The 15,591-nt window shown below is 57.5% G+C and carries 18 protein-coding genes; 8 read left to right on the top strand and 10 right to left on the bottom strand.

Going from position 1 to position 15,591, the window contains the following annotated elements:
- Positions 1 to 25: 25 nt before the first annotated feature.
- Positions 26 to 970, bottom strand: coding sequence for a DNA repair and recombination protein RadA (radA, locus tag KJ653_00740; GenBank protein MBU0684367.1), 945 nt, complete (start codon positions 968 to 970; stop codon positions 26 to 28).
- 195 nt (positions 971 to 1,165) lie between these two features.
- On the opposite strand from radA, the gene KJ653_00735 reads away from it, so the two are divergent.
- Entirely contained in the window at positions 1,166 to 1,930 is a 765-nt protein-coding gene (locus KJ653_00735; protein MBU0684366.1) for a Rab5-interacting family protein, read from the top strand.
- Positions 1,931 to 1,946: 16 nt separating this feature from the next.
- Here KJ653_00735 and cca read toward each other — a convergent pair whose 3' ends face one another.
- The 3 genes from cca to KJ653_00720 form a co-directional block, all read right to left on the bottom strand.
- The gene (gene cca, locus KJ653_00730) at positions 1,947 to 3,272 is read right to left on the bottom strand and encodes a CCA tRNA nucleotidyltransferase (protein MBU0684365.1); all 1,326 of its coding nucleotides are present in this window, start codon (positions 3,270 to 3,272) and stop codon (positions 1,947 to 1,949) included.
- A gap of 269 nt (positions 3,273 to 3,541) precedes the next feature.
- Positions 3,542 to 3,901 carry a hypothetical protein gene (locus KJ653_00725; GenBank protein ID MBU0684364.1) on the bottom strand — a complete coding sequence of 120 codons (360 nt, stop codon included), beginning with the start codon at positions 3,899 to 3,901 and terminating at the stop codon, positions 3,542 to 3,544.
- A 274-nt stretch (positions 3,902 to 4,175) separates the two neighbouring features.
- Complete coding sequence (locus KJ653_00720; protein MBU0684363.1) at positions 4,176 to 4,988, bottom strand: MBL fold metallo-hydrolase; 813 nt, start codon at positions 4,986 to 4,988, stop codon at positions 4,176 to 4,178.
- Between the two features lie 63 nt (positions 4,989 to 5,051).
- On the opposite strand from KJ653_00720, the gene KJ653_00715 reads away from it, so the two are divergent.
- Positions 5,052 to 6,344, top strand: coding sequence for an amidohydrolase family protein (locus tag KJ653_00715; protein MBU0684362.1), 1,293 nt, complete (start codon positions 5,052 to 5,054; stop codon positions 6,342 to 6,344).
- A gap of 44 nt (positions 6,345 to 6,388) precedes the next feature.
- Here the strand turns inward: KJ653_00715 and KJ653_00710 are convergent, their stop codons facing one another.
- The 3 genes from KJ653_00710 to KJ653_00700 form a co-directional block, all read right to left on the bottom strand.
- Positions 6,389 to 7,483, bottom strand: coding sequence for an SPFH/Band 7/PHB domain protein (locus KJ653_00710; GenBank protein MBU0684361.1), 1,095 nt, complete (start codon positions 7,481 to 7,483; stop codon positions 6,389 to 6,391).
- 82 nt (positions 7,484 to 7,565) lie between these two features.
- Complete coding sequence (locus KJ653_00705) at positions 7,566 to 8,015, bottom strand: NfeD family protein (protein ID MBU0684360.1); 450 nt, start codon at positions 8,013 to 8,015, stop codon at positions 7,566 to 7,568.
- 110 nt (positions 8,016 to 8,125) lie between these two features.
- A complete protein-coding gene (locus tag KJ653_00700; GenBank protein MBU0684359.1) occupies positions 8,126 to 8,503 on the bottom strand; it encodes a hypothetical protein in 378 nt (125 codons plus the stop codon).
- 160 nt (positions 8,504 to 8,663) lie between these two features.
- Here KJ653_00700 and KJ653_00695 point away from each other — a divergent pair, with 160 nt between their 5' ends.
- The 6 genes from KJ653_00695 (at position 8,664) to KJ653_00670 (ending at position 13,367) form a co-directional block, all read left to right on the top strand.
- Positions 8,664 to 9,083, top strand: a complete 420-nt coding sequence (locus KJ653_00695; GenBank protein ID MBU0684358.1) for a secondary thiamine-phosphate synthase enzyme YjbQ — start codon at positions 8,664 to 8,666, stop codon at positions 9,081 to 9,083.
- 65 nt (positions 9,084 to 9,148) lie between these two features.
- The gene (locus tag KJ653_00690) at positions 9,149 to 10,384 is read left to right on the top strand and encodes an MBL fold metallo-hydrolase (protein ID MBU0684357.1); all 1,236 of its coding nucleotides are present in this window, start codon (positions 9,149 to 9,151) and stop codon (positions 10,382 to 10,384) included.
- 54 nt (positions 10,385 to 10,438) lie between these two features.
- Positions 10,439 to 11,263, top strand: coding sequence for a carboxylating nicotinate-nucleotide diphosphorylase (gene nadC, locus KJ653_00685; protein MBU0684356.1), 825 nt, complete (start codon positions 10,439 to 10,441; stop codon positions 11,261 to 11,263).
- 54 nt (positions 11,264 to 11,317) lie between these two features.
- Complete coding sequence (locus KJ653_00680) at positions 11,318 to 11,989, top strand: hypothetical protein (GenBank protein MBU0684355.1); 672 nt, start codon at positions 11,318 to 11,320, stop codon at positions 11,987 to 11,989.
- Positions 11,986 to 12,156 (top strand): hypothetical protein, encoded by a 171-nt coding sequence (locus KJ653_00675; protein ID MBU0684354.1) that lies wholly within the window; start codon positions 11,986 to 11,988, stop codon positions 12,154 to 12,156. Before KJ653_00680 ends, KJ653_00675 begins: the two co-directional genes overlap by 4 nt.
- A gap of 47 nt (positions 12,157 to 12,203) precedes the next feature.
- Entirely contained in the window at positions 12,204 to 13,367 is a 1,164-nt protein-coding gene (locus tag KJ653_00670; GenBank protein ID MBU0684353.1) for an MFS transporter, read from the top strand.
- 1 nt (position 13,368) lies between these two features.
- Here the strand turns inward: KJ653_00670 and KJ653_00665 are convergent, their stop codons facing one another.
- The 3 genes from KJ653_00665 to KJ653_00655 form a co-directional block, all read right to left on the bottom strand.
- On the bottom strand, positions 13,369 to 13,824 hold the full coding sequence (locus KJ653_00665) for a hypothetical protein (GenBank protein ID MBU0684352.1): 456 nt from the start codon (positions 13,822 to 13,824) through the stop codon (positions 13,369 to 13,371).
- A gap of 51 nt (positions 13,825 to 13,875) precedes the next feature.
- Positions 13,876 to 15,102 carry a (Fe-S)-binding protein gene (locus KJ653_00660; protein ID MBU0684351.1) on the bottom strand — a complete coding sequence of 409 codons (1,227 nt, stop codon included), beginning with the start codon at positions 15,100 to 15,102 and terminating at the stop codon, positions 13,876 to 13,878.
- Positions 15,099 to 15,591 (bottom strand): respiratory nitrate reductase subunit gamma (locus tag KJ653_00655; protein ID MBU0684350.1); only part of this gene is annotated, 493 nt, incomplete at its 5' end. The genes KJ653_00660 and KJ653_00655, both read right to left, overlap by 4 nt.

Raw genomic sequence — 15,591 nt, 5'->3', positions numbered from 1 at the left:
GCGCGGAGACGCTTTAATGTTCCTTTCAGTCGCTTATGCCGGCCTCGGACACCATGAACACAGCCTCCGCCTCCGGGAGGTTGGGGGAGTCAATGAGCCTGGCGATCCTCTTCCCACCCTTGCTCTTTCTCAGGTATATCCTGAATGTAGCCGTGTGGCCGACGATGTGGCCTCCGATCGGCCTCGTCGGGTCCCCGAAGAAGGCGTCCGGCTTGGCAGATACCTGGTTGGTGACGGCTATGACCGCATTGTGGACATCGCCGAACCTCAGGAGGTCGTGCATGTGCTTGTTCAGCATCTGCTGCCTCTCTGCCAGAGCTCCTCTTCCAATGTACTCGGCTCTGAAATGCGCTGTGAGCGAGTCGACGATTATAAGCCGCACGGGGAACTCCTTGGCCGTCTCGAACGCCTTGTCCACGAGCAGAGTCTGATGGTGGCTGTTGAAGGCGCGCGCTACATGTATCTTCTTGAGCACATCGTCCGGGTCTAGGTCCGAGGCCTCTGACATCTGCGTGATCCTCTCCGGCCTGAAGGTCTGCTCCGTGTCGATCATGATCGTGTGTCCGTCGAGCCCGCCCTCGCTGACTGGCTTGGTCGTGTTCACGGCCATCTGATGGCAGAGCTGGGTCTTGCCCGAGCCGAACTCTCCGAAGAACTCCGTGATGGCACGGGTCTCGAACCCGCCGCCCATGAGCTCGTCCAGGGCCTTCGAGTTGGAGCTGAGCTTCGCGACTGTCTTCCTGCGCTCCAGGATGACATCTCCAGTCTCGAACCCACCGACGTCTGCGGCCTTCTTGGCTGCCGCTATGATCTTCGCGGCGGTGGCCTCTCCTATCTCGGTGAGCTCCGCCAGGTTTCTGGGCGAATCGACAGCGATCATCATCAGATCATTGTAGCCGGCCTCTCTGAGCTTCTCCATTATGGCTGGCCCGACTCCCGGGAGCTTCTCGATATCCTCCTCGGACGACATTTGCAATCAACACCTGTGCTCTCTAGACCTTACGGACAGAATATAAGCGTATTGATTAGAGGTAACCGAAAGTGGTGGTTGATACCATATCACGATCACGACGAACACGCTGACCAAAGGCGAAGCCAGACATCTGATGACTGCATTTCCAAAGACCAAAAGCTATTAAATAGCCCTAGCTCTTCGAGGGACGGAATGGCCAAGAAACGGAGAAAGGACAAGGAAGAGCAGGAGGACTACGAGTTCAGGCCTCCTGAGTTCAAGGAGAATGAGTTCCTCAAGAAAGAGCTGACGGACACCAGGACCGCCGTTCTCACCATAGTCTACGCGACAACGTTCGGAGTAATAGCCGGCGTGATATCGCTGAACGGAGCATTCGTCGGCCTAGCTTTCCTCGCAGCCCTCGTTGGGATATTCACCCTCAAGTGGTTCTTCGTGATCGCGAAGGTCGACACTTCCGGCTTTGCTAAGAAGAACTGGTTGGGGAACATCGGATCGTTCTTCTTCACGTTCTTGGCCGTCTGGGTGCTCCTGCTGAACATGCCGTTCTCGGACCATGCCGACCCGACTGTCGACAAGGCCATCGTCTGGGTCGACAACGGCACGACCGTCCGGGGCATCGAGTACAAGCTCGACAAGACGCAGGGTGTCTACAGCTGGGTGGCGATAAACGCGAGCGACAACGCCAATAACATGATACTCAAGGCCGGAAACTACACAATCAACATAACCGCCAAAGTGTCGGACAACGGTGATCTCTCCTCTGTGAAGATAGCCATAGGGTCCCAGAGCAGCGCGTTCGTCGAGATGGCGTTAGTCCCCAACCAAAGATATGCGTACTCGATCACTAGCTCCACGCTCGATACCAGCTCAGGGCTCATGTTCTACATCAGCGCGACCGACAACGCGGGCAACAACATAATGTTCCGCCCGGACAGAGCCATCCCAGTGGTTGCCTAGGCCTACATTCCAGAGATCATCTCTGCCATGGCATCCTGTCATCGAGGTGACGGGTCAGCGCGGCAAGGTTCCTCTTCGAGAGCAGCGCATCGCCGCTGGAAACATCGAACCTCTTGAGGCCCTGGACATCCTTGCCCAACGGTACCACTGTGATCTTGGCCCTCACTAGCTCGTCCGCCTGCGTATACTGTCTGTTGGTCATGACGTACCATCTCCCGTCCTCGGTGTACGGGGCGGATATGCCCGCGGTGTTCCACTTCGTCAGGAACTCGTTCACGTTGTCGGAGTTCGCTGGCGGGCCCCTGTGCTTCCTTGACTTTGGCAGAGAGATCGAGGCCAACTCGATCACGAGATGAGTGAACTCGTCGACATGGATCGAGCTCTTCTCGATGTCGAAATCGGATCGCCCCAGCAAAGCAGTGATGGCTCCTAGCGACTTCCGGAGCTGAGGGTAGACGACGTCGTCTATGAAGGGAAGCTTGGCGAAGGACACGATCAAGGTGTTCTTCAGCCTCGTCCCCGCGACATTCTTGATCTTGGCGGCGTCCCAGGTCTTCCTTTCATTGGGGAAGAACAACTTCCTGTCCGGGTTCGACAGGTACTCCCTGCTCGCGAGGACGAACCTGATCATCGTCTCGACGGCAACGGCCGAGGCGACATTCCTCGTCAGGTCGACTGGATCGATGAATGTGAGCGGTTCTTTGAACTCCTTCCCGGGGAAATCTGGCAGCTCGATGTGCTCGCCGACCTTCCATTCCCTTGCGGCCTTGAGCACTCCATTGAGGCTCCCGAAGCGCATGATCAGGAGCTCGCAGAGATATCCTGAGAATCCCTGTACCTTCGCCTCGGCACCATAGCTTTCGATGCCCTTCATGAACCGCTTCAGCAGCCGGACCTGGTCGGCCATGCCCTTCTTCAGGTTCTTCTTGACGAACTCAGTGTGAAAGGGAGTGCGGTCGACCGCGCTCATCTTGTGCCTGGTGTCCCGTATGCGGAAGCATGGGACGAGGTCCACCTGGAAGCCGGCGTACATTCCACGGACGTAAGGATGCTGTGCGTAGTGCTCTCGGCCCTTGAGGACGCGCCTGCCGATCTCGAGGCCGGCCTCCTTGAGCTGATCCATAGGAGTGCTCTCGGGGAACAGCATGAACAGGTCGATGTCAGGGTCCTTGAGGTGCGTGGCCTTCGCGACAGAACCGACGAGCATCGTCTCCACATGCGCATTGATCTTCCGAGCTTCAGCGACGACCTTGTCCGACAGCTCTTCGACCACGGAAGCGACTTTCTTGTCCTGCGCGGACGTCGGCTTGATGCTCTTAAGAACCTCTGATTCGATCGTCATCCCATCTACCAATGATGCAATGATTCACATTGGTAATAAAACAGATGATGACCGGACGAGTCTAGAAAAAAGCCCAGACTATTCTGTAGAAATGAAAGATGGTGTCTGGAAGGCCGGTGTGGTGGGGATTGTTAGAAATCGATATGCTTAGGAGGAAAGTTGAGCTACCAGCCTGAGACACCGAACGCTATCTACCCGCCCCAGCTATATTAGGGTTTCTTGGCAACATCCGCACGTGTACCTACCAATCCAGAGCATCTACCTGGATATCACAGTCCCATGCGTATGATTTCGGACAGGAAGTTCGAAGAGTGTATGTTGTCCTCGAGGTCATTGACAGCCGCTTCGTCGGTCTCCGAAACGCTGAGCAACTCTGTACAGCCCCCTCCTACGAAGAGCACTATTAACATCTTCCCCTTCGAATTTAATTCTGCGATTCCGAAATCCGATGTCGAGGAGGAATAGGTCCTGAGGTGCGACAGATTGCACGCTTTTCCGATCGACCTCAGCATCGGATCGAGCTCGATGGGCGCATGTTCCGTCCGGACAAGGGCGAGAGTCATAGGATGCTTCTCCACGTGATCCTTGATATTCTCGAGCTCCTTCTTGCTAAGCCTCACTGCGACCATCGTGTCATGCTAAACCTGCATCGTTAGATAACGCTTGCGCATGAAATCATCATCGAGTCGAACCGATGGTTCCAGTGCAGGTAGTCGATGAACATTTAATATGGGACAAGACAATAGGTCCGCAGCGAGGGATGGGACGTTGTGCACTGACAAGGATTGCAATATTTTCCGCGGGATGCTCATTGCGTGTGATGCTTGCGAGAAGACGATCGAGATACGAAGCCAGATGCCGGACATCATGTCTGGCTCGATGAATCCTCCGAGATGCCCGTGATCATCTATCTGGCGTCTCCCTGATGCGGTCCGCGACAACAATCGAGTCCTTCTTCAGCTCTAGCGTCATGAAATCCCTTGCGGCGACGGTCTTCACGCCGCTCCTGTCCTCGATCCACTTGGCCTGCGTCTCGGGGTTCTCCTGGATTACGCGCATGCCGAAGTGGTTTATCACCGCCAGCTCGGGCTTGATTTTCTCGATCAAGTATCCGGCGTCCTCGGTGCTGAGATGATGCGGGATCCTCTTGCCCAACGGTCGGGTGACGGGAGCGATCAGGACGCGGCAGTTCCTGTGCGCCTTGATGACCTGCTCCGTGAGCTGCGTGTCCGAGATGTAAGAGACCATCCCTCCGGTGGTCAGTATCCTGAAGCCGACGCTGCTCGTGTCCGAGTGCGCCGAGGGAGTCGCTGTAATCTCCAATGGCTTCATGCTCACCTTGTTGAACGGCTGCATGACCTTTACGACCTTGGGCTGAGACAGATGGTATTTCGATATCGCCGGGCCGAAGTCTCCGTTCCCCTCGATCACGCTCGTGCTCGCCAGGAGAATGCCCTGCTTCCTCGTCCCTCCCTCGGTCATTGCCTCGATTAATATCTCAGCGTCAAGATAATGGTCGGGATGGCAGTGGGATATGAGGATCGCATCGGTCCCGAGAGGATCTATCCCTACAGAGCGCATGCGCACAAGCGCGCCCGGGCCTGGGTCGATGTGCAGGTTCCTGCCGTCCTCCAAGTAGATGCCGCCCGTCGCCCTGGCCTGATAGATGGTGGCGAACCTGCCGCCACCAGTGCCTAGAAAGGTTATCCTGACCATGGTTGCCAAAGGATTAATGCCGGAGTCCCTTAATACCGTTCCGGGCGTCGGAGGCGCATCTGCTTGAGCATTCTGATCAAAGGCGGCTTGGTCGTCACGCAGAACTGGAAGCGTGAGGTGGTCAAGGGAGACGTCTTGATCGAGGACGGCAGGATCACGGGCGTCGGCCATGTGAAGTCTCGGCCGGACGAGGTCGTAGACGCATCGGGATGCGTAGTCATGCCCGGGCTCATCAACTGCCACACTCATGTGTCGATGGCGCTCATGAGGAGCGTCGCGGACGATGTCAAACTCGAGAAGTTCCTGGACAGGACTTTCGCGATAGACGCCAAGCGCACCCCCGAAGACATCTCGGTCGGGGCGACGCTCGGATGCCTGGAGATGGCATGGTCCGGAACTACCTCATTCGTCGACCTGTACTACTCGGAGGATCTCATCGCGAAGAGCACCGAGGAGGTCGGTCTCAGAGGATACCTGGGATGGGCGGTGCTGGACGAGAAGTTCACGACACAGAAAGGAAAGCCCATCAACAACTGCGAGAACTTCATCCGCTCTCACAGGAACAAGCCTCTGATCAAACCACTTGTCGCTCCCCAGGGAGTCTATGTCTGCTCGGACGAGACCCTATTGGAGGCAAAGGAGCTCGCGACCAAGGAGAACACTTTCTGTCACTATCATCTGTCGGAGACCAGGTTCGAGGTCTACGAGTACCAGAAGACCAAGGGCAAGCGGCCTGCGGACCACCTTGCCGAGATCGGGTTCTTCTCGAAATGCGACTTGGCGGCTCACTGCGTCTGGTTGACCATCAACGAGGTGAGAGATCTGGCAAAGGCGGGGGTAGGCGTCGCGCACTGCCCCACATCCAACATGAAGCTCGCCAGCGGCGGTGTGACCCCGCTCCCCGAGATGTTCAATGAGGGCGTCCCGGTCTCCTTGGGCACAGACGGATGCTCCTCGAACAACGGCCTCGACATGTTCCTCGAGATGAAGTTCGCGTCGCTCATGCACAAGGCCAACAGATGGGATGCGAGCGTAATCCCTGCCCAGAAAGCGCTCGACATGGCGACGATCGACGCCGCGAAGTGCATCGGGGCGGAGAAGGAGCTTGGTTCCATCGAGCCCGGGAAGAAGGCCGACGTGGTGGTCCTGGACTGCTCTCTGCCCTCAATGGTGCCCACGAGAGCTGATAACGTCGTGGCGAACCTCGTCTACGCCGGCCCCAGCCAAGCGGTGAGGGACGTCATCGTCGATGGGAGGTTCGTGATGAGAGGCAGGAAGATCGCCAACTTGGATGAGAAGAAGTTCCTGAAGAGGGCAGATGAGGTGGCGGACCGGCTCGTTGCCAAGTCGAAGTAGAACAGAAATGGAATAACAGAAAAGGGTTTTCAGGAAGTGTTTGTTTAGCCCTGGTATTCTCTCTCCGCTTGGGCCTTCTTGGTCGCCTTCCTGGTGATCTCGGCGATCTCCTCCGCCTCGATCTTCTCGTCTTCCATGGCCTTCTCGAGCTTCTTCAGTCCCTGGTGCAGCTCTTCGGGCGTCGGGATCGGGCCGAGTATCGCATCTGCCTTGCCGACCACGCGCTCGATCTCCTCAGGCTTCGAAACCTCTCTGGCCGGAGTCTGCCTGCCGATGCCCAGGTACTCGCTCACGCCCTCGACCAGCTTCGTGAGCTCGAACGGGAATATGATCTTGGTGGCCTGGCCGTTGCCAAGCGACTTCAACGTCTCCAGGGACAGAACCGTCAGTGCCTTCGAGTCCAGAGGCTGTGCACCGACGCTCATGATCCTCAACTTCTGGGCGTCACCCTGGCTGCGCAGAATGATCGCAAGCCTCTCACCCTCGGCTTCCAATATCTTCGCCTGCCTCAGGCCCTCGGCCTGCAGGATGCGGGCCCTCTTCTCGCCCTCAGCGTTCAGGATGGCGGCCCTCTTCGAACCGTCGGCCTTCAGGATGGCTGCTCTCCTCAACCTCTCGGCCGAGGTCTGCTCCTCCATGGCGTCCTTGACCTTTCCTGCGGGGTCGACCTCCCTGATCTCGACGCCCTCTACCTTCACGCCCCACTTGTCCGTGGCCTCGTCGAGCATGTCCCTCAGGTGCAGGTTGATCTTCTGCCTGTTCGACAGGACCTCGTCCAGCTCCATGTCACCGATGAGCGATCTCAGTGTGGTCTGGGCGAGGTATATCGTCGCCGTGCGGTAGTTGGTGACCTGGAAGAAAGCTTTGGTCGGGTCGATGATCTTGATGTAGATAATCGCGTCAACGTTCGTGGGCGAGTTGTCCTTCGTGATGACCTCTTGTCTCGGGACGTCCAGCACCTGGGTCCTCAGGTCGAGCGTGACCACGGAGTTGACCATGGGGGCAACCAGGTTGAAACCTTGGTTGAGCACTCGAACATACTTGCCAAGCCTCATGTAGATGGCCTGCTCGTACGGCCTGACAATCTTGATGCCATTGGTCAGAATCGCGAGACCGGCTATGATCACGAGAAAGACCAGCGCGATAATCCATCCTTCTACTGCCACTTCACTCCCTCCTCAACTTGTCTCCTATGATCTCATATGCCCCAGAGCGCCTGTCCTAGGGTATCTCCTCGACCGTGACATGAACTCCCTCGCTCGCCTTCACAACGACCTTCCTGCCCGCGGGTATGGCCTTGTCGGATGTGGCGCTCCAGGTGTCATGGTCTATCCTGACCTTCCCCTTGAGCGTGCTGGGGACTACCTCGGTGAGGACGACGCCCGTCTGCCCGACGAGCGTGGTAGCCACCGTCGTTTCAGGCGGTCCAGGCGGAGCGAGCTTCTGATACATCTTTATCGCGACATAGGTCGTCGGGACGACGATCACGAGCGCGACTACGGGCGACCACCAGCTAAGCAATATGCCTGGCGCTGCGAGTCCGACGGCTCCCAGCACAATGAGCACCGTCGCCGGGACGAGTATGAACGCCCCCGGAGACGACAGTTCCGCTAGGAGCATGAGGATTCCGATGACTATGAATGCCAGACCTAGCTGCTCACCCAGTTCCATGGCAGACACAACAGGCTTGAGCCTATATATCGTTTATGTCGGAGTCCCGAGCAGGACTGTGCCTGCTGGACATATAAGAAGAAGCCGTCCTCGCAAAGGGGTTTCAAGTCCTACCGCAGCCGAAGCCTCTGGACGTGGTAGCACCAGAGCCCGCACTTCCTAAGGGCCTCGTTCGTGCCGCCGACGGTCACCCTTTCTGACTCCGTCCTGTACCTGAGGACGTCCTCGATCGGGAAGCCGACGTAGTCAGAGAGTTTCACTAGCTTCTCATATGGGAACGGCTGCTCCCCCACCAGGATCTGTCTGATGCTCCATCCGGGGTGAATCCTCGAGCGGTACCCGAGCTCCCTAGCAAGCCTGTTTATGCTGCCTGCTTTCTCGATCCCGTTCTTGATAAGCTCGACCCGGAATGCCGAGACCAACCAGACCCTCTTGTCCGTGTTGTAGGCCTTGAAGGGCCTGCCAAAGTACGAATGATCTGAGCTCATCTGACTGTGAAGATTGTGAAACGTGCATATATATCATTTGTTCCGTTACGGCATGTCCCTGTTGGTAGGTACCTTCGAGAAAAGCCGCAATTGGCACAAAATCCGAAGCAAGAGAAGAATTATCAGAAATGATAGCGATTAGCCCACGAGGAGGCCCTTCATGGCCGCGGCCAACGGGACCATCAAGCTCAAGACATCCGCCAAGGACGAGATAATCGACGTGACCGGGAGGGTGCAGGAGATCGTCTCCGGATCGAATCTAAGGAACGGCCTCGCATGCATTTTCGTCGCTGGCTCGACGGCCGCCGTGACCACTGTGGAGCACGAGCCCGGACTCGTCGCTGACATGCGCGAGGCCATGGAGAGGCTGTACCCGAAGGGCAAGGACTACGAACACCACCAGCGCTGGGGAGACGGGAACGGGCACTCACATGTGCGGGCATCCTTCGTCGGGCCGTCGCTGACAGTGCCTGTGGTCGACGGCCGGCTACTCCTAGGGACTTGGCAGCAGGTGGTGTTCATGGAGTTCGACAACAAGCCCAGGAACAGAGAGATCACGGTCCAGATAGTGGGAGAGTAGCCTCGACCCTCGAGTCGGTTCCGGGCGCAAGGATATAATAGTCTGAACCATTGGCCTTTTCGCATATGACCATCGAAGGTGAGTTCCTAGGGGGAGGCGACGAGGTAGGGAGACTCGGCATCCTTCTCAAGTGTGCGGGCGCCAAGATGCTGTTCGACTACGGCATAACCGCCTCGGACCCGCCCCTGTACCCTGCAGCATGCCCCCCCGTGGACATCGTATTCCTCACTCACTCGCACTTGGACCACTGCGGCATGATCCCGTGGCTGACTGCCAGGTACGACATAAGTGTGGTCTCCACGAGCGTCTCCAGGGAGATCGCCATCCTGCTCATGGAAGACAGCATCAAGATCGGTGCCGCTGAAGGATATCCTGAAGCCTACACATCGAACGATGTCAGGAGCGCCCGCCGCAAGTTCGACGAGATCATGTTCGGGGACACGAGCCAGGCCGGCAAGATGCAGGTGAGGGCGCATTCGGCAGGCCACATTCCGGGCGCCACCATGTACGAGCTGATCGGCAAGAGGACGACGCTCATCACTGGCGACATCCACACTCTCGACACCCGCCTTGTTGCTGGAGCCAAACCGGTCAAGTGCGACAACCTGATCATGGAGTCCACCTACTCCGGCAGAAACCACCCAAGCAGGGTCAAGACCGAGTACGCATTCCTCAAGAAGATCGAGGAGGTCAACAACCGGGGCGGCACGGCCATCATACCCTCATTCGCGGTCGGGAGGACCCAAGAGATTCTGCTCCTGCTCAGGGACAGCAGATACGAATTCTGGTTGGACGGCATGGGAAAGAAAGTGAACAAGATCTACATGGGCTTTCCCGGATATGTCCGATCCGCCAAGAAACTGAGGCAGGCCGTCAACAGGACCTATGAGGTCAGGAACGTGCACGCGCGCTCCCGGGCGGCCAAGGCGGATGTTGTTGTCACCACCAGTGGAATGCTCGACGGTGGGCCCGTTCTGGGCTATGTCGAGGCTGTCAGGAACGACCCCAGGAGCGCCATCCTTCTGACAGGGTATCAGGTAGAAGGGAGCAACGGCCGCAAGCTGCTCGAGACCGGCTACATGGAGTTCCAGGGAGTCAACGAGAAGGTCGACTGCGAGGTACGGAAGTTCGATTTCTCAGCGCATGCGGGGCACGATGAACTCCTCGCTTTCGCGAAGGGGTGCTCGCCTGAGAAGATAGTCCTCATGCACGGGGACGAGAGGGAGATCCTGGCAGGGGATTTGAGAGCCCAGGGGTTCGAGGTGCTGCTTCCCAAGAACGGCGAGAAGTTCGTGCTGTAGAGCTTGAATCCTCTGGGAAAGATTGTTATCCCCCGACGCGCTCCAGCTTGATGGATGAAATCGAAGACACATGAGTTCCTCAGGGAGGACATCGGGTCCGGGGACATCACCTCCGATCTGGTCATCCCATCCGCCGAGACGGCCAAAGGAAGAATCATCTGCAAGGAGGACTGCGTCTTGGCCGGGTTGGCCGAGGCGTCGGAGATATTTGAGGAACTCGGCGCGAGAGTCGTCAAGAGCAGGAAGGACGGGGTCCCTGCCAAGAGAGGAGATGTCGTCCTGGAGGTCAAGGGGCCCGCGAAGGCGCTTCTGGCTGGGGAAAGGCTCGCCCTCAACATGATCATGCGCATGAGCGGCATCGCCACGCTCACGGACGCGCTGGTCAAGAAATGCAGGAAGTCCAACCCGAAGGTCAGGGTGGCCGCGACCAGGAAGACCACTCCCGGGTTCAGGGAGTTCGAGAAGAGAGCGGTCCGGCTCGGAGGCGGTGATCCGCACAGGATGGGGCTCTATGACGCCGTTCTGATCAAGAACAACCACATCGCTATCGCTGGCGGAGTTGCAGAGGCGCTGAAGCGGGCCAAGCACGGGAGCTTCACGAAGAAGATCGAGATCGAGGTCGAGACCGAAAAGGATGCGTACACGGCCCTCGCGAACGGGGCCGACATCATAATGCTGGACAACTTCGAGCCCAAGAACGCCAAGAAGCTCATCAAGGAGCTCAAGGCAAAGAGGCCGGACGTGCTGATCGAGGTCTCCGGCGGGATCAGGCCGGACAACATAGACAAGTATGCCTCCGCAGCTGACATCATCTCGTTGGGCTGGCTCACTCACTCTGTCAAATCCGTGGACTTCTCCATGAAGATAGAGAAGACCTGAGATCAAAGTCACACAGTCTTTTTCTAGACCGCAGCGGTTCGGAGTACCGATACGATGGGTCCGAAGCAGGCTTGGGTTGTATTCTCGTTCATTGCGCTTGCAGCGGACATCGTTCTCGCTCTCGGCCTGCTTGAACTCGGATATGACGGGTATCCGGTGGTATTGCTTACGGGCTCAATAGCCCTGATCTACATCTATGTCGTCTACAAACGGTACCATGTCGAGGTAGTCCATGAGAACGACATATTGCAGTTTGACGATGTGGACGATCTGCGCATCCTGAGCAGTATCTACGGACTGGACACCCAAGGAACGGAGAAGGATCTCAGGGAAAGACTCCTGGTGTTCGCGAAAGCGAACGAGGACAATGCGTTCGTTTGGCTCGCACCAAGGTCGGTCATCTCGCTTGGTTCTGCCCTCGAAGTGCCCGGGAGATCGGCCTTGGCGATGGAACGGCCGGCGGACAGGCCGTCTACAGTATCAACCAGGGGTCTGGTCGGAGGAAGGCCCAGATCCCCAGAAAGACTGAAGAGACTGAGAGCGTGCCCGATATGCAACAGCCGAGTGCAGAGATCGGGCGGCATCTGCAGCGAATGCGGCGCGGACCTTGAGTTCTATTCCGCCCTTTCAGAGTCCAAGGTAGGCAAGCGGCTGATATCCGAGAAGGCGGACGGCGTGAGGCGCAAACTTAGATATGACGTTCCGCTCTTGGGAGAGAACAGATGAAGACGGACGAGAAGTGCGAGATCTGCGGCAAGCCCGCGACACACTTCCTTTTCGCGACGTTCGTGTGCGACTGCGAGGAGTGCATCCAGAAGGCAAGGGAGACGCGCGGAGGTCCGGGCGGACACAGAAAGGCGGCGATGTTCGACTGGCGTAAGGCCAACAAGTGAAATCCCGCTCAACAAGGTTTAAGCGAAGTTCTCTGATTCGGTCTCCCATGGACAGGCGTGCATTCGCGGGCCTGATGTTGATTGAGACGATGCTCGCGTTCGGGAACACGTTCGCCGCCTCGTTCAATCTCATATACCTGTTCAAACACCTCGACATGCCCATCTGGACCGGGCCGATCTACTTGGGCATCGGGTTCTTCATATCGATCTTCGTCAGCCTCTGGATGTCCTGGAGACCGCACCTGGACCCTAGGAACGCGATGCTCGTGGGCCTTCTGTTCCTGGTCGCGGAGTTCGCGATCTTCCTCACGGTTCGAGACGGCTGGCTGCTGATCATCCTTGTGGGTTGCTCCTTCGGGCTCTTCTACCCGTTATTCTGGACTCCGACGAACATACTCATGGCGCAGTTGACGGACAGAGACGATCGGGGCGTGACCTACGGAGCCTTCTTCTTCGTCTGGCCCCTTGCGACCTTCATCGCACCCTTCATTGGAGGGCTCGTCATCGGGTGGGCCAGCTACCAAGTCCTGTTCGCCCTCGGGATAGTCATCATCGGCCTGACGGCACTCGTGATCGTTGCCTACAGGAAGTATATCCCGAAGGACCAGGTCATGAAGATACGGCTCGAGGTGATCGGGAGGAGGAACGTGGTCTCGGTCCTGGGAGAGGGAGGGTTCGAGGGGGTGTTCTGGGTCGACATCACGATCATCGCCTACATGTTCACGCAGAGCGAACTCGACCTAGGAGCTCTGTTCTCCATGTTCGGCTTGGCAGCGGGGGTCATGGCCGTCATCCTCGGGAAGATATCGGACAAGATACATGACAGGCGGACCTTCGTCGTCATGAGCACACTAGCATCAGTCCCGTGCGCTCTCCTGATAGGCTTAGCCGACAGTCTCAACCAGTTCGCGATCGCGACTGGGCTCTTGGAGTTCGCCGCCTTTGCCTTCCCGATGTTCGTGTTCGCCATCCTGACAGACAAGTTCGAGGAGGCGAAGAATGATTCCGTCCTAGGGCGGGAGTACTTGCTAGACATCGGCCGGGCGGGCAGCATCGGCTTGCTTATTGTCCTGCTGTATCTCGGCGTCAGCCCGCAGCATTGCTTCCTGCTGACGATCCCCTTCCTGCTCATGGGGGCGTTAGCGTGGGAGCCGAAGAAGGGCGCGAGGCCGCTGCCAGGCGTTGCGGGGCATGCTGACCAACTGCACTGATTCAGCCGCGGAGCCCGACGATTATCCAGAAGATGCCGGCGAAGACGAACGCGACCCCGAGCACCATTATGTAGGCGCTGATGATGGCGATCGAAGAGAGCGGCCCTCCCAGGACGATAATCATGATGCCTGCAATAAGAACCATGAAACCCAGCAGCATGTTCTTCCTATCGAACAGCCAGCCCTGACCGTACTTGCGGTGGAACTCGAGTTCCCGTCTTCCGCCGAGATAGAGGATGACCGCGACAATGCCAACTCCGACTGCTGCAATCAGCGCGCCAATCGTCCAGTCTTCAGAGATCAAGTACGGGAAGCTGAAGATCAGGGTGAGTATCAGAATCAGGAGAGCGACCAATCCGATGACCATCGGCTGCCCTCTTCTCTGTGCTTCGGTCACGGACGGATATGGCACGTGCGCGGGGGGTATCATGGGGGGTATCGGAGTGCCGTAAGACATGCTATCGCTTCCCCGCTAGGGCATCTCGCCACATAATGGTTGTTTCGAATTTCAGGTTCGGTCCGTGCATGAGAGTGTCACCAGCTCCATGATATCGACCATCTTCAGCTTCGAGCCCTTTGCCTCGATCGCAGCTTTGAGGCTCTGGTAGCAGAACGGGCATGAGGTCGCGAGGAAGTCCGCACCGGTCCGCTCTGCGTCCTCGATCCTGAGCGATGAAATCTTCTGCGCGAGTTCGGGGAAGGCGGTCTTGACCCCCCCTCCGGCACCACAGCACCTTGCCTCTTCCCTCGTCCGCTCCATCTCGATCATCTTCAACCCTGGAATTGCCTCAAGGAGCTTCCTCGGCTCGTCGTACAACTTGTTGTGCCTGCCCAGATGGCATGGGTCGTGGAATGTCACGACTCCTTCCACTTTCTTGTCGAGCTTCAGCCTGCCGCTCAACAAGAGCTCGTTCACGAACTGAGTTATGTGGACAACCTTTGCATCCACCCTGCCGACCTTAGGGTAGTCCTGCCTGATGGTCTTGTAGCAGCCCGCACAGCTCGTGACGATGACGGATGGCGATGCCTTCTTGAATTGCTCTATATTCTTCCTTGCGAGACAGCGCGCGGACTCCAACAACCCGGTCCTCAGCAAAGTCGAGCCGCAACATCCCTCCTCGTTCCCGAGCGTTCCGAAATCAATTCCCGCCCGGGCGAGCACGCGCGCGGCGTCTATCGCCATGTCGCGTATGTTCGGATCATATGCAGCGGTACATCCTACGAAGAACAGAACTTCGCACTTCTCCTTGGTAGCATCCTTGATCTTGACTTCCTTCTCGATCCGCTTCGACCATCTCGAACGTTGTGTCCGTGGCTGCATCCACGGGTTGTCGTAGTTCTCGATGCTCTTGACGATCTGCTCGTGTGCGGGCAGAGGGGCGAGGCCGTTGGCGACCAGGAACTCTCGCATATTCTCCCACATCTCGATGGTATCCAGATGCGCCGGGCACACGGTCTTACACTGACCGCATATGGTGCACTCATACGCTCTGGAGGCTAGCTCCTTCAGTTGTTCATCCGGGATCTCCTTCGGACCCAGGAGCTTCGCCCTCATGCCATATTGACTCTTGTAGAATTCCTTCAGTCGGAGGATCTTGCCCCGAGGTGTGACGAGTTCGACATCCTGGGCCTCGCCCCCGGTCGGGCACGTTGCCGTGCACTCGCCGCAGCGTGTGCACGCATCGTATCTCATGAGCGCTAGGACATCGAGCTTGGATATGTCGAGCTTCCTCATGCCATCCTCACCTCCGGAAGCATCTTGTCTGCTTCGATCGCGATTGGCGTCGCAATCATGTGGAACAGCTTGCTGAACGGTATGTAGGCGATCAGCAGAGCGCTCATGACACCGTGGAGAAGCCACGCCTGATCGTAATACTGACCGATGTCGGACGGCATTACCAGGGAGAACGCATAGCCAAGGAACGAGTAAGCATTGTCGTGCTGGTGTCCTGGGATCTCACCTGCTATCCCCATCCCTTCGAGGATAAAACCGCCTAGCACTACGGCTAGTAGGAGAAGGATTGACGTGGCATCTGGGAGTTCCGTCCGGACCATCTTCGGCCTGAATATGAACCTCCGACCAGCTGCGATCAACAGTCCGAGGAGCAGGAGGAACCCTACGAAGTCGAACCCGAAGTCCCTCAGCCAAAGCTTAGCCCAACCCGTGTCGTCGATCATCGGCGGGTATTTCAAGAAATCCAATGAGAATGTGACGACAAGGTCG

It is taken from the genome of Candidatus Thermoplasmatota archaeon (assembly GCA_018814355.1).
GTDB lineage: Archaea > Thermoplasmatota > Thermoplasmata > UBA10834 > UBA10834 > COMBO-56-21.
Note: the sequence above shows the minus strand (reverse complement) of the source record. Positions and strands in the feature narration are given on the sequence as shown.

Coding starts and splice junctions, on each gene's coding strand:
- radA (MBU0684367.1), bottom strand. CDS start 970: ATGTCGTCCGAGGAGGATATCGAGAAGCTCCCGGGAGTCGGGCCAGCC.
- KJ653_00735 (MBU0684366.1), top strand. CDS start 1,166: ATGGCCAAGAAACGGAGAAAGGACAAGGAAGAGCAGGAGGACTACGAG.
- cca (MBU0684365.1), bottom strand. CDS start 3,272: ATGACGATCGAATCAGAGGTTCTTAAGAGCATCAAGCCGACGTCCGCG.
- KJ653_00725 (MBU0684364.1), bottom strand. CDS start 3,901: ATGGTCGCAGTGAGGCTTAGCAAGAAGGAGCTCGAGAATATCAAGGAT.
- KJ653_00720 (MBU0684363.1), bottom strand. CDS start 4,988: ATGGTCAGGATAACCTTTCTAGGCACTGGTGGCGGCAGGTTCGCCACC.
- KJ653_00705 (MBU0684360.1), bottom strand. CDS start 8,015: ATGGAACTGGGTGAGCAGCTAGGTCTGGCATTCATAGTCATCGGAATC.
- KJ653_00700 (MBU0684359.1), bottom strand. CDS start 8,503: ATGAGCTCAGATCATTCGTACTTTGGCAGGCCCTTCAAGGCCTACAAC.
- KJ653_00695 (MBU0684358.1), top strand. CDS start 8,664: ATGGCCGCGGCCAACGGGACCATCAAGCTCAAGACATCCGCCAAGGAC.
- KJ653_00690 (MBU0684357.1), top strand. CDS start 9,149: ATGACCATCGAAGGTGAGTTCCTAGGGGGAGGCGACGAGGTAGGGAGA.
- nadC (MBU0684356.1), top strand. CDS start 10,439: ATGAAATCGAAGACACATGAGTTCCTCAGGGAGGACATCGGGTCCGGG.
- KJ653_00680 (MBU0684355.1), top strand. CDS start 11,318: ATGGGTCCGAAGCAGGCTTGGGTTGTATTCTCGTTCATTGCGCTTGCA.
- KJ653_00675 (MBU0684354.1), top strand. CDS start 11,986: ATGAAGACGGACGAGAAGTGCGAGATCTGCGGCAAGCCCGCGACACAC.
- KJ653_00670 (MBU0684353.1), top strand. CDS start 12,204: ATGGACAGGCGTGCATTCGCGGGCCTGATGTTGATTGAGACGATGCTC.
- KJ653_00665 (MBU0684352.1), bottom strand. CDS start 13,824: ATGTCTTACGGCACTCCGATACCCCCCATGATACCCCCCGCGCACGTG.
- KJ653_00660 (MBU0684351.1), bottom strand. CDS start 15,102: ATGAGGAAGCTCGACATATCCAAGCTCGATGTCCTAGCGCTCATGAGA.